The sequence below is a fragment of the Cupriavidus sp. H18C2 genome, assembly GCF_049393795.1.
Classification (GTDB): domain Bacteria; phylum Pseudomonadota; class Gammaproteobacteria; order Burkholderiales; family Burkholderiaceae; genus Cupriavidus; species Cupriavidus pauculus_C.
The window spans coordinates 145,454-168,606 of sequence record NZ_CP186010.1 but is presented as its reverse complement, the minus strand read 5'-3'; the positions used below and the strand labels follow the sequence as shown (position 1 = coordinate 168,606).

Here is a 23,153-nt window from a genome sequence, read left to right as displayed (position 1 = left end):
TGGTCAGCCTCCCGTCACGGGTTGCACGAGGTCGATCTGGTCGCCCGCGTTGAGCGCGGTGGCCGCATGGGCGGCGCGCGGCACGAACTGGCCGTTCACGGCGGCCGCGAACGGCGGCGCGATGGCCGCGGCCGTCACGGCGTCCGCCAGCGTGGCGGCGTCCGGCAGGTCCAGCGGTTGGCCATTGAGCAGGATTTTCATGGTCGGGGGTTCGGGTTAATGCAGCGTGCCGCCGGACGCCTCGGACCGCGCGCGCCGCCCGGGCGATGCCGGGTCGGACACGGCCTCGATCATGCCGGGCCAGCGCAGCGCGGCCGGCACGGCGTGGGCGGCCGGATCGGCGTCCAGCATCGCGCGCACCACGTGGCAGGCGGCCTCGGTCACGGCCGGCGCGATCAGCCAGCCGTGGCGGTACAGGCCGTTGACGCGCACCACGCGGGCCTGCTGGTCCACGCGGATCGCGGGCAGGTGGTCGGGCCGGGTCGGGCGGCGCTGGACGTTGAGCTCCAGCACGCGCGCCTCGCCAAAGGCGGGATGCAGCGAATGGGCCGCCGACAGCAGCTCCAGCGCAGAGCGCACGCTCATCGGCGATTCGTCCTCGCTTTCCAGCTCGGTGGCGCCAATCACATACAGGTCGTTCGGCTTCGGCGCGATGTAGATCGGGTAGCGCGGATGCAGCAGGCGCACCGGGCGGTGCAGCTTCACGTCCGGCGCGTGGACGCGGACAACCTCGCCACGCAGCCCGCGCAGCCCCGGCAGCGCCTGGCCGCCGGCCGCGCCGGCTTCGGCCCATGCCGCGCGGGCACCCAGGCCCCGGCAGTCCAGCACCACGCCGGCGTGGATGCCCAGCGCGGGCAGCGCATCGGCGTCGATCTCGCCCGCTTCCCACACGCAGTGCAGCCCTTCCTCAATCGCGCACGCCAGCAGCGCGCGCATGGCGCCACGGTTGTCGAGCTGGCCTTCGCCCTGCAGCAGCAGGCCCTGCGGAAAGCGGCCCGCCAGCGCGGGTTCCACCTGGCCAACGCCATTGCCGTCCAGCGCGCGCAGCCGCGCCTGCACCAGTTCCGGCGGCGCCACGGCGCGCATGCGGCCCGTGAACAGCGACACCTCGCTGCGGTCACGCGCGTGCCAGACCAGCAGCGTGCCGTCTTCCTGGAAGAACACCGGCTCGGGCAATTCCTGCAGCCAGGTGCGCCACAGGTCGACGCTGGCGATGCCCAGGTCGACAATGCGCCGTTCGGCGATGGCTGATTCCGCCAGCGGCGCCAGCATGGCCGCGGCCACGTGCGCGGCCGATCCGCTGCCGTCGGGGCCGCCCCGCTCCACCAGCGCCACGCGGGCACCGGCGCGCACCAGTTGCCAGGCGGACAAACGTCCGGCCAGGCCGGCGCCGAGGATGGCGACATCGAAGGACTGTACTGCTGTCATAAGCTTGCTTGCCGGCGGCGTTGGCATCCTGCGTGGCGCCGCCGGCCTCCTGTTGGGTGAATACCGCCGCGCCGCGTGGGGGCGCCGCGCGCGGGACTCTGTACTGCGGTACTGCGGGGCGGGACGCCGCATGGGCGCCCGCCCGTCCTGCAAGGTACGGCGTGGATGGGGCTTACGAGTAGATCTTGGCGCCCGACTTGACGAACTCGATCGACTTTTCCTCCATGCCGCGCTGGGCGTCCGGCAGCGACGCCGCGTAGTCGCGCACTTCCTGCGTGATCTTCATCGAGCAGAACTTCGGCCCGCACATCGAGCAGAAGTGGGCGATCTTGGCGCCTTCGGCCGGCAGCGTCGCGTCGTGGAACGACCGCGCGCGCTCCGGGTCCAGGCCCAGGTTGAACTGGTCTTCCCAGCGGAACTCGAAGCGTGCCTTGGACAGCGCATTGTCGCGCAACTGCGCGCCGGGCCAGCCCTTGGCCAGGTCGGCGGCATGGGCGGCGATCTTGTAAGTGATGATGCCCTCGCGCACGTCTTCCTTGTCCGGCAGGCCCAGGTGTTCCTTCGGCGTGACGTAGCACAGCATGGCGGTGCCCATCCAGCCGATGTTGGCGGCGCCGATGCCGCTGGTGATGTGGTCGTAGCCCGGCGCGATGTCCGTGACCAGCGGCCCCAGCGTGTAGAACGGGGCTTCGTAGCAGTGCTTCAGTTCCTCGTCCATGTTGGCCTGGATGCGCTGCAGCGGCACGTGGCCCGGGCCCTCGATCATCACCTGCACGTCGTGTTCCCACGCCTTGGCGGTCAGCTCGCCCAGCGTGCGCAGTTCGCCGAACTGGGCGTCATCGTTCGAATCGGCGATGCAACCGGGGCGCAGGCCGTCGCCGAGGCTGAACGACACGTCGTACGCCTTCATGATTTCGCAGATCTCGTCGAAGTGCGTGTACAGGAAGTTTTCCTTGTGGTGCGCCAGGCACCACTTGGCCATGATCGAGCCGCCGCGCGACACGATGCCCGTCACGCGGTCGGCCGTCATCGGCACGTAGCGCAGCAGCACGCCGGCGTGGATGGTGAAGTAGTCCACGCCCTGCTCGGCCTGCTCGATCAGCGTGTCGCGGAACATTTCCCAGGTCAGGTCCTCGGCGATGCCGCCGGTCTTGTCCAGCGCCTGGTAGATCGGCACCGTGCCGATGGGCACCGGCGAGTTGCGCAGGATCCACTCGCGGGTCTCGTGGATGTGCTTGCCGGTGGACAGGTCCATGATCGTGTCGGCGCCCCAGCGGATCGACCACACCATTTTTTCCACTTCCTCGGCCAGCGACGACGTCACGGCCGAGTTGCCGAGGTTGCCGTTGATCTTGACGCGGAAGTTGCGGCCGATCGCCATCGGCTCCAGCTCTGTGTGGTTGATGTTGGCGGGGATGATGGCGCGCCCGGCGGCCACTTCGCGGCGCACGAATTCCGGCGTCATGTCCTCCGGACGCAGCGGCAGCGCCGCACCCAGCGCGTTGCCCGGGTGCTGGCGCAGCAGGGCCTTGTACTCGGGCTTGTCGTACAGCGCCTGGAGATTCAGCGATTCGCGCAGCGCCACGTATTCCATCTCGGGCGTGATGATGCCGCGGCGCGCGTAGTGCATCTGCGACACGTTGGCGCCGGCCTTGGCGCGGCGCGGGTTCGTCAGCTGCGAGAAGCGCAGGTGGGCGGTGGCCGGGTCATTGGCGCGCGCCTGGCCGTATTCCGACGACAGGCCCTGCAGCACCTCGGTATCGCCGCGCTCGGCAATCCACTGGGCGCGCACCGGCGGCAGGCCGGCCTTCAGGTCGATATGGACGTCCGGGTCGCTGTACGGGCCCGAGGTGTCGTAGACGGGAATCGGCGGGTTGGCCATCTCGCCCTTCTCGGTGCGGGTGGCCGTCTGCAGGATCGTGCGCAGCGGCACGCGGATGTCGGGGCGGCTGCCCACGAGGTAGGTCTTGCTGGAAGCCGGGTAGGCGAATTTCTGGTCCAGATCGCTTTCCAGCGATTCGAACGATGCGGCGGGGGCAGTACGGGCCATGGGTGTCGTCCTCTCTCTTGCGGGGATGGACGAAACCAGGAGCCCTGTGAGACCGGCCCGCGCGGCTGGCAGCCGGCGGCGGCGTCCCGGTGCGGCAATTCGCGGAATTCCCGCGGGACAGGAGCAATTCGGTTTTGTGAAACTTCCCACGCCGGTACTAGCCGGATCGGGTTCGAAGGGACTCTCTCAGCGCGCCCGGCCCATCCGGACGGCACCCCTGTTTCATCCAACGGGGTGAATTTAAGCACAAGCCCCACCGGGGCGCCAGCCGAAATCTGTTGCGTCAGCCGTGCGCACCGGTATCGAAATCATGCTGCCATGCAGCAAGACCGGCGCGGATCGGCGGCGCGCGGGGGCCCATTCGCAACCGATTGGCGCCCGCGTGCCCGAGGGTTGCCTCGGTATTGCGAACCGCCGAGTTGCCGTACCATGGCCGCAGCCCGCCCCGTGCCGAGACGCATTGCGGACCCAGGAGATGCCATGACCGCCACATCCGTTGCCGACGCCGGCAGCGCGCAGACCCACAGCGTGTTCAACCAGGTGCCCGACCTGGCCGACTACAACCTGTTCGCGTCGGACCCCGGGCTGCGCGCGGCGCTGGACCGGCTGGGCGGCGGCTGGCATGCCGACGCGCTGGACGGCTACGGCGCGCGGCTGGGCGAACCCGAGGTGCAGGCCTGGGCCGCCGACGCCAACCGCTACGCGCCCGAGCTGCACACCCACAGCCGCACCGGCGAGCGCATCGACACCGTGCAGTTTCATCCCGCCTGGCACCAGTTGCTGGCGCTGCTGCGCAGCCAGCAGTTGCAGGCGCTGCCGTTCGCGCAGCCGCGCCCCGGCGCCTGGGCGGCGCGCACCGCCGGCTACTTCCTGCAGGCCCAGGTGGAATCGGGCTCGCTGTGCCCCACGACGATGACGTTCGCGAGCATCCCGGTGCTGTCCAAGGAGCCGGCGCTGTTTGGCGACCTGGCGCCGCGGCTGTTCGATACCGGGCACGACGCCCGCGACCTGCCCTGGCGCGACAAGACGGCCGTGATGATCGGCATGGGCATGACCGAGAAACAGGGCGGCTCCGACGTGCGCGCCAACACCACGGTGGCGCTGCCGGTACGCGGCGACGGGCGCGGGGCCGAATATGCACTGACCGGCCACAAGTGGTTCTTCTCGGCGCCGATGTGCGACGCGCACCTGGTCGTCGCGCGGATGGGCGCGGCCGACGGCCCGCTGTCGTGCTTCTTCGTGCCGCGCTTCCGCGACGACGGCAGCAAGAACCCCATCCTGATCCAGCGACTCAAGGACAAGCTCGGCAACCGCTCCAATTCCAGCAGCGAGGTGGAATTCCGCGGCACCACGGGCATCCTGATCGGCGAGGAAGGCCGCGGCATCCCGACCATCATCGAGATGGCCACCAACACCCGGCTCGACTGCGTGATCGGCAGCGCCGCGCTGCTGCGGGCCGGGCTGGTGCAGGCGCTGCACCACGCGCGCCATCGCATGGCATTCGGCCGCGTGCTGGCCGACCAGCCGCTGATGCGCAACGTGCTGGCGGACCTGGCGCTGGAATCCGAGGCCGCCACGCAGATGATGATGGCGCTGGCCCACGCGTTCGAGCACGCCGACGCCGACCCGCTGGCCGCCGCCTGGAAGCGCGTGATGACGCCGGCCGCCAAGTTCTGGATCTGCAAGCGCGCGCTGGAAGCCACCGGCGAGGCCATGGAGGTCTGGGGCGGCAACGGCTACGTGGAGGAAGGCCCGATGGCGCGGCTGTACCGCGAGGCGCCGGTCAATTCGATCTGGGAAGGCTCGGGCAACATCATGTGCCTGGATGTGCTGCGCGCGCTACAGCGCAATCCCGACGACGGCGCGCGGGTCCTGCAGGACCTTGCGCGGCTGTCCAACGGCGACGCGGCGGTGCGGGCCGAACTGGCGTCGCTGCAGGCCATGCTGCACGGCCCGGCGGAATCGCTCGAAGGCAGCGCCCGCCGCCTGGCGCAGGGGCTGGTGCTGACCGCGCAGGCCGCGCTGATGATCGCGCACGCGCATCCGGAGTCGGCCGCGCAGTTCGTCGCCAGCCGCCTGGGCCGCCAGCACGGCCGCGTGTTCGGCACGCTGGATGCCGATAACGCCACCCTGCAGCGCATCGCAACGCGCGCCTGGCCGGCCTGAAGGGCGCCGGCGGCACCGCTGTGCGGAAATCGCACAGCGGTTGCTGCAAGGCACCATGGGCCGCTTCAGCAGTGACGGCCCCTGCCGTAAACGTTGTGGCGACGGGCTCCCCGCCCGCCTGCGAAAACCAAGTCGCCCACAACGGACGGCCGCGCCAAGCAACGCGGGCCGCCACCCCCTCATGAATATCAGCAAACGCCTGCTTCTCACGCTGTCCCTGGCTTTACTCGCCCTGTTGTTCGTCGGCCTTGGCGGTATCTGGCAGATGAACGAGTCCGAAGAACGCTTCGAATACTTCAACGACAACACGCTCGCCAGCGTGCGCGACCTGAACAACCTCAGCGGCGCGCTGGCCAGCGTCCGCGTGTCGCTCTACCGCCATGCGATGACGGCCGACATCAAGGCCAAGGCCGACGCCGAGGCCATGCTCGACAAGGCCAACCAGCGCTTTGACGCGCTGCTGGCCAAGTACGAGCGCGACGACATCTCCGACGACACCGACCGCAAGCTGCTGGAAGCCGACCGCGCGGCCATGAAGGCGTACCGCGACCAGTTCGGCCCGTTCCTGGAGAAATCGCGCAACAACGATTTCGAGGCCACCCAGCAGATGATTACGAGCGGCCCGGTGCACGTGGCGTCGTCGGCCGTCCGCAAGGCGCTCGACGAACACCTGGAGTACAACACCAGGCTCGGCGACGAGGCCGTGGCCCGCAACAAGGCACGGCACCAGACGTCGGTGCGCGTGTTCTCGGCCGTGATCGTCATCGCCGTGGCGCTGACCGCGTTCCTGGCGCTGGGCCTGTACCGTCGCATCCGCGGCAGCCTGGCGGAAATCCAGGGCACGCTGGCCCACGTCAGCCAGACGCTGGACCTGGACCACCGCGCGCCGGTGGACCGGCTCGACGAGATCGGCCTGACCGCGCAGTCCTTCAACGCGCTGATCGACCGCGTGGCCGGCACGCTGCGCGAAGTGCGGCGCTCGACCGATTCGGTCAGCGTGGCGGCGGCGCAGATCGCGGCGGGCAACGTCGACCTGTCGTCGCGCACCGAGCAGCAGGCCGCGTCGCTGGAAGAAACCGCGTCGAGCATGGAGCAACTGACCGCCACCGTGCGGCAGAACGCCGAGAACGCGCGCCAGGCGTCGTCGCTGGCATCGAACGCCGCGCTGGTGGCAGACGAAGGCAATCATTCGGTGCAGCAGATGGTGGGCACGATGGGCGCCATCAGCACCAGCTCGGAGCGCATCGCCGAGATCACGAACCTGATCGAGGGCATCGCCTTCCAGACCAACATCCTGGCGCTCAACGCCGCCGTGGAAGCAGCACGCGCCGGCGAACAGGGCCGCGGCTTCGCGGTGGTGGCCGGCGAGGTGCGCAGCCTGGCGCAGCGGTCGTCCAGCGCGGCCAAGGAGATCAAGGAACTGATCGAGGCGTCGGTGGACACGGTACGCACCGGCTCCACGCAGGCCGAGGAAGTCGGCAAGACCATGACCGACATCCGCCAGGCCGTAAAGCGCGTGTCCGACATCATCGCCGAGATCTCGGCCGCCTCGCAGGAACAGAGCGCCGGCATCGACCAGGTCGGCCACGCCGTCGGCCAGATGGACCAGGTCACGCAGCAAAACGCCGCCCTGGTCGAAGAAGCCGCCGCCGCCGCGCAATCGCTGGACGAACAGGCCGGCCGCCTGCGCGACATGGTGGGACAGTTCCAGATGCGGGGGTGACGGGTGGCGGGTCGCGATTTGCACCGCTGGCCCTCTCCCCCGGCCCCTCTCCCGCGTGCGGGAGAGGGGAGACAACACAGGGGCTTCAGACTGGGCATCCGGCTTCAGACTGGGCGTCGACCGCTGGTTTGCTCCCCTCTCCCGCGCCAGCGGGAGAGGGGCTGGGGGTGAGGGCGTTGAGCGTCTGCTTGCCGACTGGTCGCGGTTTGCACCGCTGGCCCCCTGCCCCCGCGTGCGGGAAAAAACCCCCAACCCTCAATCCGCCACCGCCGCCTCCCTGATCCGTAGCGTCACGTGTGGTGCGTAGCGGATCAGATCGTGGGCGCGTTCGCCGATCATGATGGCGGGGGCGTTGGTGTTGCCGCCGATCAGTGTCGGCATGATCGAAGCGTCAACCACGCGCAGCGCCTCGACGCCGCGTACGCGCAACTGAGGGTCCACCACCGCCAGCGCGTCCATGCCCATGCGGCAGGTGCCCACCGGGTGGTAGATCGTGTCGGCGTGCTCGCGGATCCAGGCGCGCGCGGTGTCGTCGTCGGTGCCATCCAGCCGCAATGCGTCGGAATACAGCTCCCGGCCGCCGAAGCGGGCCAGCGGTGGCTGCGTGACGATGCGGCGCACGATGCGCAGCCCCTCCAGCAGGTCATCCATGTCCTGCGGATCGGACAGGTAGCGCGGATCGATGCGCGGCGCGTCGCGCATGTCGGCGGATGCCAGCCGCACCTCGCCCCGGCTGCGTGGGCGCAGCACGCAGACGTGGCACGAATAGCCATGGCCCAGATTGACGCGCCGCATATGGTCGTCGGCCATGCCGATCACGAAGTGCAGCTGCAGGTCCGGCTCGGGCAGCCCCGGCCGGCTGCGCACGAACGCGCCGGCCTCGGCGAAGTTCGACGTCATCATGCCGCTGCGGTCGCGCCGGTAGCGCAGCCATTCGCCGATCAGCCGCCGCGCGCCGCCCAGCGACACGCCGAACAGTTCCGGCGCCGCCACGCGCTTGTGGACGATCACGTCCAGGTGGTCCTGCAGATTGCCACCCACGCCGGGCAGGTCGTGCACCACGGCCACGCCGTGCTCGCGCAGGTGCGCGGCCGGCCCCACGCCCGACGCCATCAGCAGTTGCGGCGATCCGAACGCGCCGGCCGACACGATGACCTCGCGGCGCGCGCGCAGCACCACCTCCTGGCCGTCGCGCCAGGCCAGCACGCCCACCGCGCGCCGGTGCTCGAACAGGATGCGCAGCACCTGCATGCCCGTCATCACATGCAGATGGCTGCGCCCGCCGTTGCAGTGCCGGTCGCGCGCGTTGCCGCCGTGCAGGTAGGCCCGGGCGGCGTTCCAGCGCTCGCCGTTGTGCTGGGTCACCTGGAACCAGCCCGCGCCCTCCTGTTCCTCGCCGTTGAAGTCGTCGTTGCGCACGATGCCCGCCATCTGCGCGGCATCGATGAAATGCTGACCGAACGGATTCGGCGAGCGCAGGTCGCTCACGTGCAGCGGGCCGGTGCCGCCGTGCAGCGGATCGTCGTCATGGCCGGCCACGCGCTCGTTGCATTCGGCGCGGCGGAAGTACGGCAGCACGTCGTCCCACGACCAGCCGTCGCAGCCGGCGGCCGCCCAGTCGTCGTAGTCGGCCGGGCGCCCGCGCATGTAGATCATCGCGTTGATGGCCGACGACCCGCCCAGCCCGCGTCCGCGCGGCTGGAAGCCTCGCCGCCCGGCCAGGCCGGCCTGCGGCACCGTCTGGAAGCCATAGTTGCGCGCGCCGGCGCGCGGCAGCATGGCCGCGCAGCCGGCAGGTGTGCGTACCAGCACATGGTGGTCGTGCGCGCCGGCTTCCAGCAGCGCGATGCTGTCGGCGCCGCTGTCGGCCAGCCGGCCCGCCAGCGCGCAGCCGGCCGATCCGGCCCCCACCACGAGATAGTCGAAAGTCGTTTCCATCTGTCTCCCCGCGTGTGCCCGGTGCCGGTGCCCTGCCCCGGCGGACCATGCCGGGAAAAATCCAGTTTAGGCGCTGCCGCCAGCCGGGTGAAGCGGGGCAACCCCGACACCCGCGCCGCCCGCGCGCGCTGCCGCACGCCGGCGTTTGGGAGCCATCCTCCATTGATATAACGGGCGGGCTGGCATATGGTGCGCGATGGCCCATGGAATACGGGTCGCGCCAACCGAGGAGACCGCCGATGAGAGAAGTGCCCGCCATGTCCACGGTGTTCAACGCCATGCACGCGGCGTCGCGCCACGACCAGGCGCCGGCCTGGGCCCTGCGCGCCGACCGGCTGCGCCGGCTCAAGGCGCTGGTGCGCGACCACCACGACGCCATCGCCGCGGCCATCCATGCCGATTTCACCAATCGGCCGCGCCAGGAAACGGCGCTGCTGGAAGTGTTTCCGAGCCTGTCCGGCATCGATGACGCACTGCGGCACGGCAAGCGCTGGATGCGCGTGCGCCGGGCGAAGACCGGTCTCTGGTTCCAGCCCGGCAGGTCGCGCCTGATGCCCCAGCCGCTGGGCGTGGTCGGCATCGTCGTGCCATGGAACTACCCGCTCTACCTGACCATCGGGCCGCTGACCGGCGCGCTGGCGGCGGGCAACCGGGCCATGATCAAGCTGTCCGAGTACACGCCGGCGTTTTCCGAGCTGTTCGCGCGGCTGGTGCAGGCGTCGTTCGCGCCCGACGAGGTGGCCGTGGTCAATGGCGATGCCGACATGGCCGCCGCGTTCACCGCGCTGCCGTTCGACCACCTGCTGTTCACGGGCTCGACGAGTGTCGGCCATAACGTGATGAAGGCCGCCGCCGCCAACCTGACGCCGGTGACGCTGGAACTGGGCGGCAAGTCGCCCGCGATCATCGGCCCGGGTGCCGATTTCGAGCGCGCCGTGGAGCGCATTCTGGTGGGCAAGCTGCTCAACGCCGGCCAGACCTGCATCGCGCCCGATTACGTGCTGGTGCCCGACGCCCAGCGCAACCGCCTGATCGACGCCGCGCGCCGCGTGGTGACGCGGCTCTACCCCGACATCGCCCGCAACCCCGACTACACGAGCATCATCAGCCCGCGGCATTTCGACCGCCTGGTGTCGCTGGTGGACGCCGCGCAGGCCGCCGGCGCCCGCGTGGTGCCGCTGACCGATGCCGCGCCCGACGCCGCCGCGCGGCGCCTGCCGCCCGTGCTGCTGGCCGATGTGCCGGACGACCTGCGCGTGATGCAGGAGGAAATCTTCGGGCCGGTGCTGCCGGTGGTGGGCTACGCCAGCCTGGACGACGCCCTCGCGTACGTCAACGCGCGGCCGCGCCCGCTGGCGCTGTATGTGTTCGACAAGGGGGGCGACGTGGTGGACCGCGTGATGCGGCAGACCGTGGCCGGCGGCGTGACCGTCAACGACACGCTGTTCCACATCGCGCAGGACGGCCTGCCGTTTGGCGGCGTGGGGCCGAGCGGGATGGGCTGCTATCACGGCCAGGCCGGCTTCGAGACGTTCTCGAAGCTCAAGCCCGTGTTCTACCAGTCCGGGCTCAACGGCGCCGGGCTGCTCAAGCCGCCCTATGGCGCACGGTTCGCGTCGATGCTCAAGCTGCTGATGCGCTAGCCCCGCGCGGGGCCGGCGCTCAGGCCGCCAGCATCGGCCGGCCCAGCATGCGGGACAGCACCGCTTCCGGCGAATGGGTCCGGTCGCCGATGGCGGCCGGGTCCAGGTAGATCGTCTGCTCCATCATCGCCTTGCCGCGCATGGCCGCGTGCAGCAACTGGTCGCTGAACACGATCCAGGTGGCGCCCGGCGGGAAGTGGAATTCCTGCTGCGGCACGGTCTTCTGGTAGTCCAGGTCGGCCTTGGCAAGGTCGTGGAGCTGCAGCATCCGGTGGTCGTACTCGCTGCGCGCGCGCTTGGTGATGTGCAGCGTCTTCATCAGCCATGCCTGCCCGGGCCACATGCCGTGGGTCCTGGGCACGAACTTCTGCGCAAAATCGCCGAACGGCTCGCCCACGCGCCACACGCGCGGCGCCTCGGGATCGATGTTGTGGAACACGCGCAACAGCCGCTTGCCGAGCATCGGATTGGACGGGAAGGCGTCCACGTGCAGCCGCGTGTCGTCCTTGCGCCAGCTCACCGGGCGGCCGGCAATCTCGCTCGGACGCAGCGACGTGCCCGCGCGCGTCATATGCCCCGCGTACTCGGGAAACAGCGCATGGATCAGCGACTCGCTCGACGTGGCGTAGCGGTGGATCAGGCTGTACAGGTCGGCCAGGTCCTGCTCGGTCCCGGCCGCGCCGCGCACGGCCCGCTCGTCGGCGCGCAGGTTGATGTTCTTCGACTTGCCGTCCGAGTAGCGCGGGTCGAGAAAGCGTTCCTCGCCCGGCTGGAACTGGAACCGCAGGTGCGGGAAGTACAGCACGGCACCCTGCTCCAGCCCCCGGCGCAGCGCGGCACGCGTCTCGGGCGCTACCTCGGGTGACCAGTCGGTATAGGGCTGGGTGCGGATCAGGTCCAGGGCCATGGCAGTGTCTTGAATCTCGAATTCAGGTTGACCGGATTCTACTCCGCACGGGCGCCGCCGCCCGCGTGGCGCCGGGGCAACAAAAAACCCCGCGGGTCCCAGGGGGACCGGCGGGGTCGTCGGCCACCGCAGCCGGCGGACCGGCGGGTGGCCTGGCGCCCAGGCGCTTACAGGCCGGCGGCGGCGCGCAGCGCGGCGGCCTTGTCGGTGGCTTCCCACGAGAACTCCGGCTCCTCGCGGCCAAAGTGGCCGTAGGCGGCGGTCTTCTCGTAGATCGGGCGCAGCAGGTCCAGCATCTGCACGATGCCCTTCGGACGCAGGTCGAAGTGCTCCAGCACCAGTTCGGCAATCTTCTCGTCGGAGATCTTGCCGGTGCCTTCCGTGTACACGGTGACGTTGATCGGGCGGGCCACGCCGATTGCGTAGCTGACCTGCACCTGGCACTGGCGCGCCAGGCCGGCGGCCACCACGTTCTTGGCCACGTAGCGGGCGGCGTAGGCGGCCGAGCGGTCCACCTTCGACGGGTCCTTGCCCGAGAACGCGCCGCCGCCGTGCGGCGAGGCACCGCCGTACGTGTCGACGATGATCTTGCGGCCGGTCAGGCCGCAGTCGCCCTGCGGGCCGCCGATCACGAACCGGCCGGTCGGGTTCACCAGGTACTTGGTGTCCTTGAGCATGTCGGCCGGCAGCACCGGCTTGATGATTTCCTCGATCACGGCTTCGCGGATCTGCGCCTGCGAGATGTCCGGCGAGTGCTGGGTCGACAGCACCACGGTGTCCACGCTGTGCGGGCGGCCGTCCACGTAGCGCACGGTCACCTGCGACTTGGCGTCCGGGCGCAGCCAGGGCAGGCGGCCGTCGCGGCGCAGCTGCGACTGGCGCTCCACCAGGCGGTGCGAGTAGTAGATCGGGAACGGCATCAGTTCCGGCGTCTCGTCGCAGGCGTAGCCGAACATCAGGCCCTGGTCGCCGGCGCCCTGGTTCAGGTAGTCGTCCGAGGCGCGGTCCACGCCCTGGGCGATGTCGGGCGACTGCTTGTCGTACGCCACCAGCACGGCACAGCCCTTGTAGTCGATGCCGTAGTCGGTGTTGTCGTAGCCGATGCGCTTGATGGTGTCGCGGGCGACCTGGATGTAGTCGACATTCGCGGTCGTGGTGATTTCGCCTGCCAGCACCACGAGGCCGGTATTGCAAAGGGTCTCGGCCGCCACACGGGCGTACTTGTCCTGGGACAGGATGGCGTCCAGGACAGCGTCCGAAATCTGGTCAGCGACTTTGTCGGGATGGCCTTCGGAGACAGATTCCGAAGTAAAGAGGAAATCGTTCGACACGATCTGGTTTCTCCAGGTTGGCTATTGCGTGCCACCCTTTGAAACGGTGCGGCGACGCTTTAGCGGTATTTTCAGGCCACCCGGGTAGAGCGGCATCGCCCCGCAAGTTGTCAGTTAACTCGGCGATGGCGGGTATTATACCGGCCTGCCGCATCTGTTGCAGCCTGCCGTGCTGAACGGATTAACGGCCGCATCGGCTGGCGGTTTTCGAATGCCCTTGCGGCGATTCAGGTTTTTCTGATGCCTCTGCTTTATCGGCCGATTTTGCGATCGACATGACCTTCCTGTTCTGGCTCATTTCCCGCCTGCCCCTGCGGCTGCTGCACGCGATTGGCGGCGCCCTGGGACTGCTGGTGGCCCGCCTGCCCGGCCGCTACGGGCGCCGGCTCGTGGAGAACTTCCGGCACGCCTACCCGCAGGCGACCGACGCGATGATCGCCGAGTCCGCGCGCCACACCGGCCGGCTCATCATGGAGATGCCGTACTTCTGGAGCCGCCGCAAGCTGACGGTGCGCACCGACGGCTTCGACGCGATGTGGGCCGAGACCGGCCGGCTCGGCGCGGCCGGCAACGGCGTGATCATCCTGACCCCGCACCTGGGCTGCTTCGAGGTGCTGCCCCAGCACCACGCGCTGACGCGCCGCGTCACGTGCCTGTTCAAGCCGCCCCATCAGCCGTGGCTGCGCGAGTTCATCGAGCGGATGCGCACGCGGCAGGACATCGCCATGGCGCCCGCCACGCCGCGCGGCGTGCGGATGCTGGTCAAGGCGCTCAAGCGCGGCGAAGCGGTCGGCATCCTGCCCGATCAGGTGCCAAGTGCCGGCGAGGGCACCTGGGCGCCGTTCTATGGCAAGCCGGCCTATTCGATGACGCTGGTGCACCGGCTGCAGCAACTGACGCGCGCGCCGATCGTCGCCGTCTTTGCCGAGCGCCTGCCGCGCGGCGTGGGCTACCGGGGCCACCTGCGGGTGCTGTGCGACGGCGGCATGCTGCCCGACGACCCCGCGCAGGCATCGGCCGCGATCAACGCCGCGATCGAGCAGTTGATCGCGATCGATCCGACCCAGTACCTGTGGGGCTATAACCGCTACAAGCATCCGGCCGGCGCCGGACTGCCGCCCGCCATGGCCGACGCCGGCGCGGCGGTCACCAACGACGAGAATCAATGAGCCGCTTTCTTACCTGGCTCGGCATCGGCCTGTTGACGGTGCTGGGCAAACTCCCGTACGCCTTTGTGGCCCGCTTTGGCGAGGCGCTCGGCAGCGTCCTCTACCTGGTGCCGAACCCGCGCCGCGAGGTGGTCCGCGCCAACCTGCGCCTGTGCTTCCCGGACCACAGCGACGCCGAGATCGACGCGCTGGCGCGCGAGAGCTACCGCAAGGTGTTCCGCAGCTTTGCCGAAGGCGGCATCTTCTGGACCTGCGGCGAGGCCAAGATGCGCGAGTTGGTCCAGATCAAGGATCACGGCAACCTGCTGGCGCTGGACGGCCAGCCCCACATCCTCGTGACGCTGCACCTGTCCGGGCTGGAAGCGGGCGCCATCCGCCTGACCATGCACCTGCGCGACCACGTGGGCCGCTCGGGCGCGTCGCTGTACACCGTGCAGAAGAACAAGCTGTTCGACGACTTCCTGAAAGTGGCGCGCGGCCGCTTTGGCGCCAACATGATCTCGCGCAATGACAGCGTGCGGAACATCCTGCGCGTGCTCAAGAAGGGCGAGGCCCTGCAGTTGATCTCGGACATGGATTTTGGCGAGCGCGACTCCGAGTTCGTGCCGTTCTTCGGCGTGCAGGCGCTGACGCTGACTGCGGTGTCGCGGCTGGCGCGGCTGGCCGGCGCCAAGGTGGTGCCGATCTATACCGAGCAGCTGCCCGACTACCAGGGCTACGTGCTGCACCTGCTGCCGCCGTGGGACAACTACCCCGGCGAGAGCGTGACCGACGACACGCGCCGCATGAACGCCTTCTTCGAGGAAGCCATCCGCCCGCGCGTGGCCGACTACTACTGGGTGCACAAGCGCTTCAAGCACCGGCCGCCCGGCGAACCGGACATCTACTGACTACAATCGGCACCATGAAACTCCAGTTCACCAAGATGCACGGCGCCGGCAACGATTTCATCGTGCTGGACGGCATCCACCAGAAGCTCGACCTGACCGAAGCGCAATGGCGCGCGCTGGCCAGCCGCCACTTCGGCATTGGTGCCGACCAGATCCTGATTGTGGAGAAATCGTCACGCGACGACGTCGACTTCCGCTACCGGATCTTCAATGCCGATGGCGGCGAGGTGGAGCACTGCGGCAACGGCGCCCGCTGCTTCGTACGCTTTGTCACCGACAAGGGCATGACCGACAAGCGCTCGGTGCGCGTGGAGGTGATGAACGGCGTGATCACGCTGACGCTGCAGGACGACGGGCAGGTCACCGTGGACATGGGCGCGCCGGAACTGACGCCGGCGCGCGTACCGTTCCTGGCCGACGGCCTGCCCACGCGCACCGAAGGCGCCGACACGCTCTACGGCCTGGAGATCAACGGCCGTACCGAATGGATCTCGGCCGTGTCGATGGGCAACCCGCACGCGGTGCAGGTGGTGGACGACGTCGAGCAGTTTCCCGTGCTGCAGGACGGCCCCGTCATCGAGCACCACAAGGCGTTCCCGAACCGCGTCAACGCGGGCTTCATGGCCATCGCCGACCGCCACACGATCAACCTGCGCGTCTTCGAGCGCGGCGCCGGCGAGACGCTGGCCTGCGGCACGGGCGCCTGCGCGGCCGTAGTGGCCGGCATCCAGCGCGGCCTGCTCGATTCGCCGGTCACGGTCCACACCCACGGCGGCGACCTGACCATCGCGTGGCAAGGCCCCGGCCAGCCCGTGCAGATGACCGGCCCCGCCACCACGGTGTTCGACGGCACCATCGACCTCGACGCGCTCGGCGATTGACGCCACCAGCGGCTTGCCCGACCATGGCGGATCGAACGCACGGTCACCGGGAGCGCGCATGACGCTGGACGATTTTCGTATCACCGCCGGCAAGGGTTTCAAGCTGGCGAACTTCGACGCGGGCGGCAAGCCGCTGTCCACGGGCAGCAAGGCTTCCGACGAGGCGCGGCTGGGAGAGCTGGCCCAGCAGCTCGATGCCGTGCAGGACGTCTTCTACGCCGAGCACCGGCACAAGCTGCTGATCGTGCTGCAGGGGATGGATACCAGCGGCAAGGACGGCACCGTGCGATCGGTGTTCCGCAGCTTCGATCCGCTGGGCATCCGCATCGCCAGCTTCAAGTCGCCGACACCCGAGGAACTGGCGCGCGACTACCTGTGGCGGGTGCACGCGCAGGTGCCGCGCAAGGGCGAGATCGTGATCTTCAACCGCAGCCACTACGAAGACGTGCTGATCACGCGCGTGCATGGCTGGATCGACGACGAAGAATGCAAGCGCCGCTACCGGCAGATCCGCGAGTTCGAGCAAATGCTGGTGGAAACGGGCACCACGATCGTCAAGTGCTTCCTGCACATTTCGAAGGACGAGCAGAAGCAGCGGCTGGAGCAGCGCATTGCCGATCCGCAGAAGCACTGGAAGTTCGACATGCAGGACCTGGCCGAGCGCAAGTTCTGGAAGGAATACCAGCGCGCCTACGAGGACGCCATCGCGGCCACGGCCACGCCGCAGAGCCCGTGGTACATCGTCCCGGCCGATTCGAAGAGCCACCGCAACCTGGTGGTCGCGGACATCCTCAAGACCACCTTTGACCAACTGCGGCCCGACTACCCGCCACCCAAGCCGGAACTGGCCAAGGTGGTCGTCGAGTAGCGGCGCGCGTCAGGTGTCGCCGTTGCCGCGATGTACGTCGTGGGTGACGAACGGGCGCTCGGCGCTGGGCATCGCCAGCCAGTGGGGGTGCTTCAACGTGTCGCGGATATCGTCGAGCCCGCTGGACCAGTGCTCGTGCATCGTCAACACGCCAAACTGGTAGTCCTTGGCGCTGCCTTCGAAGGTCTTGTCGCGGTAGATGAGCTGGATCACGTTGCGGCGCGCGTCGCAGGCGTGGTCGGCGGCGCGGCGGAACCACGGGTCGTCGCGCTTCGAGGGCGGCACCAGCGCCATCAGCTCGCTGAGCATCCGGCGGTAGTTCTGCTGCTCGCGCATGTAGTCGGTGATCGCGCGGGTGCGGCTGGAATACTGGATGTCCTTCTGGCGCTCGGCCACGTCCAGCAGGTTGTGCGGCAGCTTGCCGCGCGCGCTCCACAGATCGACCTGGAAGATCAGCGCGTCGCGCCGCGGCTGTGCGGCCAGCACCTCCTGCAGCGGCGTGTTCGAAACCAGCCCGCCGTCCCAGTAGTACTCGCCATCGATCTCCACGGCCGGAAAACCGGGCGGCAGCGCGCCCGACGCCATGAAATGCTCGGCCCGCAGCGTCATGCGCGTGTTGTCGAAGTACGCGAAGTTGCCGGTGCGCACGTTCACCGCGCCCACCGACACCCGCATCTCCCTGGGCCGGTTGACCCGGTCGAAATCGACAAACCGTTCGAGCGTGGCCTTGAGCGGCGCGGTGTCGTAGTAGCTGGCGCTGCCCGGATCGTCGAAGCGCGCCCAGAGGTCCGTGATGGCGCGCGGCGAGAAGAAGCCGCGCTGGCCTTCCAGCAGCGCGCGCGTGGCGTTGAGGCTGTCGAACCAGACGCGCATCGGCTCCGGCCACAGCGGCGCGGCTTCCGTCAGCAGGTCCAGCGGCAGCCCCGGCAGCCACGGCTGGGCGCAGATGTATTCCCAGAACGCGCGAAGCTGCGCGACGCGCGTCTCAGGCGGATTGCCGGCGATCACCGCCGCGTTCAGCGCGCCGATCGAGATGCCCGCCACCCAGTTCGGATGGATGCCGCCCTCGGCCAGCCCCTGGTAGACGCCGGCCTGGTACGACCCCAGCGCCCCGCCGCCCTGCAGCACGAGCGCGCGGATGCCATAGGCCTCGTGGGCAGGACCCTCGTGCGGCGGCGCGTCCGGCGCGCAGTGTTCCAGCGGTAGCGCGGCCTTGCGGCGCGCCGGGCGTTTCGCCTCGGCCGGCGTGGCCGCGGCGGGCGCGGAATCCTGCGGTGGCGGCACCTGCGCGCCCATTTCGCGCTGGATCGCCTGCCTCGGGGGCCGCGCCTGCCCGCTCACGTCCGTTGTTTCCGTCCTTGCCTTCGCCGCGCCTTGCCGCGCCACGCGTTTTGTCGCCACGCCGTTGCTCCGCTGAATGACCGCCGGGAATGTTTCGTCCACCAAAGAAAAAGGCCCCGTGCGGGGCCCTGGTTCCAGGTCAGACGCCGTACTTCTGACGATAGGCCGCGACAGCGTCGCGAGAGTTCCCCAGCGCGGGGTCCTGCGAGGCATCCAGGTACGCCAGCAGGTCCTTGAGCGTGGCGATGGCGATGACCGGCACGCCGTACTCGCGCTGCACGTCCTGGACGGCCGAATGGGTGCCGATGTCGTCGGCGGTGCCGCTCTTTTCCATGCGGTCCAGCGCGATCAGCACCGCCGCCGGCTCCGCGCCGGCCGCGCGGATCATCTGCATCGACTCGCGCACCGAGGTGCCGGCCGAGATCACGTCGTCGACGATCACCACCTTGCCCTGCAGCTTCGCGCCAACCAGCGTGCCGCCTTCGCCATGGTCCTTGGCTTCCTTGCGGTTGTAGGCAAACCCGACGTCGCGGCCCATGCCGGCCAGCGCCACCGCCGTGGCCGATGCCAGCGTGATGCCCTTGTACGCCGGCCCGAACAGCACGTCGAACTGCACGCCCGAGTTGATCAGGGTCTTCGCGTAGAATTGCGCCACCTGGCCCAGCATCGCGCCCTGGTTGAACAGCCCGGCGTTGAAGAAATACGGCGACTTGCGGCCGGCCTTGGTCACGAATTCGCCAAAGGACAGCACGCCCGCGTCCAGCGCAAAGCGGATGAAGGTCTGGCTCAGGGCGTCCGGCGTGGTCTGCTGCGTCATCTTTTCTCTCTGAATTCAAAATTTCCCGAGATGTTACGGATTATCAGCGCCAACCTCAACGGCATCCGCTCGGCCCACAAGAAGGGCTTCTTCGACTGGATGGGCAAGCAGGACGCGGACATGGTCTGCGTGCAGGAACTGAAGGCCCAGCAGGCCGACATGACCGACGCCTTCCTGGCGCCACATGGCTACCACGGCTACTTCCACTACGCCGAGAAGAAGGGCTACAGCGGCGTGGGCCTGTACACGCGCCACCAGCCGGAGCGCGTGGTGACCGGGTTCGGCTGCGCCGAGTTCGACGCCGAAGGCCGCTACGTCGAGGTGCAGTATCCGCACCTTGCGGTGATCTCGGTCTACGTGCCGTCCGGCTCCAGCGGCGAGGAACGCCAACTGGCGAAATTCCGATTCATGGAAGCGTTCCTGCCCCACCTGCTCCAGCTCAAGGCCACCGGCCGCGAGATTGTGCTGTGCGGTGACGTCAACATCGCGCACAAGGAAATCGACATCAAGAACTGGAAGGGCAACCTGAAGAACTCCGGCTTCCTGCCCGCGGAACGCGCGTGGATCGGCGCGCTGTTCGACAGCCACGGCTACGTCGACGTCTTCCGCCAGCTCGACCCGCGCCCCGAGCAGTACACGTGGTGGAGCAACCGCGGCCAGGCCTATGCCAAGAACGTCGGGTGGCGTATCGATTACCACCTGGCAACCGCCAGGATCGCCGCCACGGCCAAGGCCTGCGCCATCTACAAGGACGAGAAGTTCAGCGACCACGCGCCGCTGTCGATCGACTACGATTTTCCGTTGTGATGCCGGCGTGACCCCTGGCGCGGCGGCCGGCGGGTGGCCGTGCCTGCGTCATGCGTCAGATGGAGCGCGGTTCCTCCAGCAGGTCCGGGTGCGGAACCGACTTGGCGATTTTTCGCCACGACGGAACTGCGCCAGATCGCAACGGCGGTTTTGGCGTAAACCCCACGTCCGGCCCCCAACCTCGCTACAATGCAGGTTCTCGTGCGACACGCACTTCGTGTCCGGCAGCTCTACGTTAAGAGCATCGACCTCTGTTGAGACAAGGAGAAGGCTTTGGCCTGAACCGTCCAATCTCAACCATTTCTTGCTTTGACAAGCCCGGCCGCAAGGCTGGAGCGAGTCCATGTGTTGTGGGAAGGCCAGCGTATCGGTCAACTCGCAGCTTGCTATTTGCTGGATGGATTTCCAGCCATTGCCCAAAGGTGGGGACGCTCGCCTTTGGGCAGATTCCCTATAAACGCCCCTCCAAGGAGGGTGCGGGCGGACGTGCGACGGCTGTTTTTGTTGCGCAAAAGCCACATAGCATTTAAACCGATCCAGCAGGATCGGCGCTACGCCTTTGGGACGGAGACATGAGCCCGCAAGGGCCCCTCTTCCGTCAAGCGCCTGCCGACATGGCGGCACTCAAGTAATGAAGTGAGGTTTCCCCGGAGCGTATAGCTCTGCGCGTTATGGTTCGGTCGAGTACGCCCGCGAGGGTGCCTCGATAGAGAACCTGTCATGCGACTGACAGTAGCCTAGGGAGACATGCGTCGCTGGTAACGGCGGGGTATGAAGCTCTCCTGACAACGTAGCCCCCGCAAGGGTGCGTCCCTATCGTGAGATAGGGGCGTAGAGACTCCGAGCAGCAATGGGGTCGAGGAGCCAGGCTGACTGGTATGGGTAATGTAAGTGAACTGCTGTTAAACACCGTGAGCATTGCTGTGCCAAAGCTGCTGATAGGCACTAACCAAAAGGTACGTGGTCGGATATTCCGCTGAGAACTCGGGATACGTCGTCAACAGACCACCGGTGGAGAGGCAGGCCCTAACCCGGTCTTGTAACGCGCAGGGAACGTGGTAAGCCCGTATGGCTGCCGGAGCGCAGTATGGCTCTGGCAGGCGAACCGCAAGGAACGCTGTCGGCTGTGCGGGTATGGGAGGTTGGAAAAAGCGAACGCCGGGTTGTAATGATCCGGATAGGGGTTGAAACATCATCCCACGCGAAAGCGGGCAGACTTCCAACTGGTCTTTCGTCGCAAGACGGCTGACTGAACTCGCTTGTTTAATTTTCTTCCCTTGGGGGGTGACATGCCCCTCAAGGGGCATGTTGTCTCTGCTGTTTGGGGAAGTCCTCAAGATAGGAGAGCAGCATGGAAGCATTGATCCGCGAGGATGAATCTGCGCCCTCCGGCATTCCGCAACGATGGGGCGACATCAATTGGCGCTGCGTCGACCGGAATGTCCGGGCAATGCAGATTCGAATTGCGAAGGCGACACAGGAAAGGGATTGGCGCAGGGTGAAAGCCCTGCAACGGTCTCTGACCCGCTCGTTCTCCGCCAAGGCATCGGCGGTACGACGAGTGACGGAGAACCAAGGTAAGCGGACGGCAGGTGTCGACCGCGAGCTCTGGGACTCGCCTGAAGTTCGGTGGCAAGCCATCGGACGGTTGAAGCGCCGGGGGTATCGACCTCTGCCACTGCGGCGGGTCTTCATTCCCAAAGCTAATGGAAAGGAACGCCCTCTGGGTATTCCGACCATGTTGGACCGGGCCATGCAGGCGCTGTATCTGCTGGCGCTGGAGCCGGTGTCCGAGGGGACAAGCGATCCGAACTCTTATGGGTTCCGGATCAATCGATCCACGGCGGATGCCATGTCCCAGCTTTTCGTCTCTTTATCCCAAAAGGCTTCGGCCCAATGGGTACTAGAGGCGGATATCCGCGGGTGCTTCGACCACATCAGCCATGACTGGCTGGAGCGCAATGTCCCAATGGACAAAGCAATCCTTCGGAAGTGGTTGAAAGCTGGCGTGGTATTTCAGGGCCAGTTTCAGGCGACCGAAGCCGGTACGCCACAGGGGGGCATTATTTCCCCAACCTTGGCAAACGTGGCGCTAAACGGGTTGGAACGGCAACTGGTGGAGTTCTTACGGACGACACTGGGCGTCAACAACGCGAAGCGGCTCAAGGTCAATGTTGTACGTTACGCGGACGACTTCGTAATCACCGGCAACACGCCGGAGGTATTAGCTAACGAAGTGAAACCGTGGGTAGAAAGGTTCCTAGCAACACGGGGGCTTTCACTGTCCACGGAGAAAACGCGGATCGTCAGCATAGCCGAGGGTTTCGACTTCCTCGGGTGGAATTTCCGGAAGTACTCGGGAACGCTGCTCATCAAACCGAGCAAGAAAAACGCGCAAGCGTTCTACCGCAAGGTGAAGGAGGTCATCAGCGCCAATAAGACGGCAAAGCAGGAGAATCTTATCCGCCTGCTGAACCCGATGCTGAGAGGCTGGGCACAGTATCACAGTCCAGTTGTGGCGAAAGAGTCGTTCAACAAAATGGAGCGCAGTATCTTCCGCGCTCTGCTCTGGTGGGCGAAACGGCGGCACCGAGGAAAGAATGCCGAATGGGTGCGGAAGAAGTACTTCGCGTCGTTTGGCGATCGGAACTGGGTGTTCGGGACCGAGTTTGTGGAAGATGATGGGGAACGGCGTTGGCAGGAGTTGTACTCGCTTGCCAGCACGCCCATTAGAAGGCACAAGAAGATTCGAGGGGAGTTCAACCCCTTCGATCCAGCGCAGGAAATGTATGGCGAAAATCTACGCCGGGACCGCATGTTGGAAAACATGTCTCACCGGAAACAGTGGATCAAGCTGTATGTCGACCAGCGGGGCTTGTGCGCGGTGTGTCAGTGCAAGATAACCAAAGAGACCGGGTGGGATGACCACCACATCGTCTACCGGGCCCACGGTGGGTCGGACGCTCTAGGAAATCGAGTATTGCTGCATCCGAACTGTCATATCCAGGTACACCAGCACGGTAGAACCGTTGTGAAGCCGGTGTTTGATGTCTCTTGAGCACTTTGTGAAGGCTTGAGCCGTATGCGAGGAAACTCGCACGTACGGTTCTTAGGGGGGAGCAGGCCAGCAATGGTATGCTCCTACCCTCCCGCCCCCCAGGACAGGAGACTCTTCGCATTTTTCACAGTGAGTC

The 23,153-nt window shown here is 67.4% G+C and carries 17 protein-coding genes and 1 riboswitch; of the genes, 9 read left to right on the top strand and 8 right to left on the bottom strand.

The genetic code is table 11. The features are described 5' to 3' along the window. Positions 1-3: 3 nt before the first annotated feature. From thiS to thiC, 3 genes are all read right to left on the bottom strand, one after another. Positions 4-201, bottom strand: coding sequence for a sulfur carrier protein ThiS (gene thiS, locus EPAKOI_RS00785; RefSeq protein WP_124682655.1), 198 nt, complete (start codon positions 199-201; stop codon positions 4-6). A 15-nt stretch (positions 202-216) separates the two neighbouring features. After that, on the bottom strand, positions 217-1,428 hold the full coding sequence (locus EPAKOI_RS00780) for an FAD-dependent oxidoreductase (protein WP_423192732.1): 1,212 nt from the start codon (positions 1,426-1,428) through the stop codon (positions 217-219). A gap of 172 nt (positions 1,429-1,600) precedes the next feature. Then, positions 1,601-3,478, bottom strand: a complete 1,878-nt coding sequence (gene thiC, locus EPAKOI_RS00775; RefSeq protein ID WP_124682657.1) for a phosphomethylpyrimidine synthase ThiC — start codon at positions 3,476-3,478, stop codon at positions 1,601-1,603. Positions 3,479-3,604: 126 nt separating this feature from the next. Beyond that, positions 3,605-3,707, bottom strand: a riboswitch (TPP riboswitch). 251 nt (positions 3,708-3,958) lie between these two features. Here thiC and EPAKOI_RS00770 point away from each other — a divergent pair. Further along, positions 3,959-5,644, top strand: coding sequence for an acyl-CoA dehydrogenase family protein (locus EPAKOI_RS00770; RefSeq protein WP_423192731.1), 1,686 nt, complete (start codon positions 3,959-3,961; stop codon positions 5,642-5,644). A 181-nt stretch (positions 5,645-5,825) separates the two neighbouring features. Beyond that, a complete protein-coding gene (locus EPAKOI_RS00765) occupies positions 5,826-7,367 on the top strand; it encodes a methyl-accepting chemotaxis protein (protein ID WP_423192730.1) in 1,542 nt (513 codons plus the stop codon). A gap of 255 nt (positions 7,368-7,622) precedes the next feature. Here EPAKOI_RS00765 and EPAKOI_RS00760 read toward each other — a convergent pair whose 3' ends face one another. Further along, on the bottom strand, positions 7,623-9,305 hold the full coding sequence (locus EPAKOI_RS00760; protein ID WP_124682660.1) for a GMC family oxidoreductase: 1,683 nt from the start codon (positions 9,303-9,305) through the stop codon (positions 7,623-7,625). 239 nt (positions 9,306-9,544) lie between these two features. On the opposite strand from EPAKOI_RS00760, the gene EPAKOI_RS00755 reads away from it, so the two are divergent. Then, positions 9,545-10,948 (top strand): coniferyl aldehyde dehydrogenase, encoded by a 1,404-nt coding sequence (locus EPAKOI_RS00755; RefSeq protein ID WP_423192729.1) that lies wholly within the window; start codon positions 9,545-9,547, stop codon positions 10,946-10,948. Positions 10,949-10,967: 19 nt separating this feature from the next. On the opposite strand, the gene EPAKOI_RS00750 is transcribed toward EPAKOI_RS00755, so the two are convergent. Together EPAKOI_RS00750 and metK are read right to left on the bottom strand one after the other, a co-directional pair. Further along, positions 10,968-11,855, bottom strand: coding sequence for a Kdo hydroxylase family protein (locus EPAKOI_RS00750; RefSeq protein WP_423192728.1), 888 nt, complete (start codon positions 11,853-11,855; stop codon positions 10,968-10,970). A gap of 167 nt (positions 11,856-12,022) precedes the next feature. Continuing rightward, a complete protein-coding gene (metK, locus tag EPAKOI_RS00745) occupies positions 12,023-13,186 on the bottom strand; it encodes a methionine adenosyltransferase (protein WP_124682663.1) in 1,164 nt (387 codons plus the stop codon). A gap of 275 nt (positions 13,187-13,461) precedes the next feature. Here metK and EPAKOI_RS00740 point away from each other — a divergent pair, with 275 nt between their 5' ends. The 4 genes from EPAKOI_RS00740 to EPAKOI_RS00725 are packed head-to-tail and all read left to right on the top strand — an operon-like array spanning position 13,462 to position 16,994. Next, positions 13,462-14,355: a lysophospholipid acyltransferase family protein gene (locus EPAKOI_RS00740; RefSeq protein WP_124682664.1), complete on the top strand. Its 894-nt coding sequence runs from the start codon at positions 13,462-13,464 to the stop codon at positions 14,353-14,355. After that, positions 14,352-15,245, top strand: a complete 894-nt coding sequence (locus EPAKOI_RS00735; RefSeq protein WP_124682665.1) for a lipid A biosynthesis lauroyl acyltransferase — start codon at positions 14,352-14,354, stop codon at positions 15,243-15,245. Before EPAKOI_RS00740 ends, EPAKOI_RS00735 begins: the two co-directional genes overlap by 4 nt. Before the next feature lie 14 nt (positions 15,246-15,259). Continuing rightward, positions 15,260-16,126 carry a diaminopimelate epimerase gene (dapF, locus tag EPAKOI_RS00730; protein WP_423192727.1) on the top strand — a complete coding sequence of 289 codons (867 nt, stop codon included), beginning with the start codon at positions 15,260-15,262 and terminating at the stop codon, positions 16,124-16,126. Positions 16,127-16,184: 58 nt separating this feature from the next. Further along, entirely contained in the window at positions 16,185-16,994 is an 810-nt protein-coding gene (locus EPAKOI_RS00725; protein ID WP_124682667.1) for a polyphosphate kinase 2 family protein, read from the top strand. A 9-nt stretch (positions 16,995-17,003) separates the two neighbouring features. On the opposite strand, the gene EPAKOI_RS00720 is transcribed toward EPAKOI_RS00725, so the two are convergent. After that, a complete protein-coding gene (locus tag EPAKOI_RS00720; RefSeq protein WP_423193533.1) occupies positions 17,004-18,290 on the bottom strand; it encodes a DUF3734 domain-containing protein in 1,287 nt (428 codons plus the stop codon). A 184-nt stretch (positions 18,291-18,474) separates the two neighbouring features. Next, positions 18,475-19,152 carry an orotate phosphoribosyltransferase gene (pyrE, locus tag EPAKOI_RS00715; protein WP_124682668.1) on the bottom strand — a complete coding sequence of 226 codons (678 nt, stop codon included), beginning with the start codon at positions 19,150-19,152 and terminating at the stop codon, positions 18,475-18,477. Positions 19,153-19,182: 30 nt separating this feature from the next. On the opposite strand from pyrE, the gene EPAKOI_RS00710 reads away from it, so the two are divergent. Together EPAKOI_RS00710 and ltrA are read left to right on the top strand one after the other, a co-directional pair. Further along, positions 19,183-19,959: an exodeoxyribonuclease III gene (locus EPAKOI_RS00710; RefSeq protein ID WP_423192726.1), complete on the top strand. Its 777-nt coding sequence runs from the start codon at positions 19,183-19,185 to the stop codon at positions 19,957-19,959. A 1,351-nt stretch (positions 19,960-21,310) separates the two neighbouring features. Continuing rightward, entirely contained in the window at positions 21,311-23,017 is a 1,707-nt protein-coding gene (gene ltrA, locus EPAKOI_RS00705; RefSeq protein ID WP_227458465.1) for a group II intron reverse transcriptase/maturase, read from the top strand. Positions 23,018-23,153: the final 136 nt, after the last annotated feature.

Coding starts and splice junctions, on each gene's coding strand:
- pyrE (WP_124682668.1), bottom strand. CDS start 19,152: ATGACGCAGCAGACCACGCCGGACGCCCTGAGCCAGACCTTCATCCGC.
- EPAKOI_RS00765 (WP_423192730.1), top strand. CDS start 5,826: ATGAATATCAGCAAACGCCTGCTTCTCACGCTGTCCCTGGCTTTACTC.
- EPAKOI_RS00710 (WP_423192726.1), top strand. CDS start 19,183: ATGTTACGGATTATCAGCGCCAACCTCAACGGCATCCGCTCGGCCCAC.
- EPAKOI_RS00780 (WP_423192732.1), bottom strand. CDS start 1,428: ATGACAGCAGTACAGTCCTTCGATGTCGCCATCCTCGGCGCCGGCCTG.
- EPAKOI_RS00725 (WP_124682667.1), top strand. CDS start 16,185: ATGACGCTGGACGATTTTCGTATCACCGCCGGCAAGGGTTTCAAGCTG.
- EPAKOI_RS00770 (WP_423192731.1), top strand. CDS start 3,959: ATGACCGCCACATCCGTTGCCGACGCCGGCAGCGCGCAGACCCACAGC.
- ltrA (WP_227458465.1), top strand. CDS start 21,311: ATGGAAGCATTGATCCGCGAGGATGAATCTGCGCCCTCCGGCATTCCG.
- EPAKOI_RS00720 (WP_423193533.1), bottom strand. CDS start 18,290: ATGGGCGCGCAGGTGCCGCCACCGCAGGATTCCGCGCCCGCCGCGGCC.
- EPAKOI_RS00755 (WP_423192729.1), top strand. CDS start 9,545: ATGAGAGAAGTGCCCGCCATGTCCACGGTGTTCAACGCCATGCACGCG.
- EPAKOI_RS00750 (WP_423192728.1), bottom strand. CDS start 11,855: ATGGCCCTGGACCTGATCCGCACCCAGCCCTATACCGACTGGTCACCC.
- EPAKOI_RS00760 (WP_124682660.1), bottom strand. CDS start 9,305: ATGGAAACGACTTTCGACTATCTCGTGGTGGGGGCCGGATCGGCCGGC.
- EPAKOI_RS00735 (WP_124682665.1), top strand. CDS start 14,352: ATGAGCCGCTTTCTTACCTGGCTCGGCATCGGCCTGTTGACGGTGCTG.
- dapF (WP_423192727.1), top strand. CDS start 15,260: ATGAAACTCCAGTTCACCAAGATGCACGGCGCCGGCAACGATTTCATC.
- EPAKOI_RS00740 (WP_124682664.1), top strand. CDS start 13,462: ATGACCTTCCTGTTCTGGCTCATTTCCCGCCTGCCCCTGCGGCTGCTG.
- thiS (WP_124682655.1), bottom strand. CDS start 201: ATGAAAATCCTGCTCAATGGCCAACCGCTGGACCTGCCGGACGCCGCC.
- thiC (WP_124682657.1), bottom strand. CDS start 3,478: ATGGCCCGTACTGCCCCCGCCGCATCGTTCGAATCGCTGGAAAGCGAT.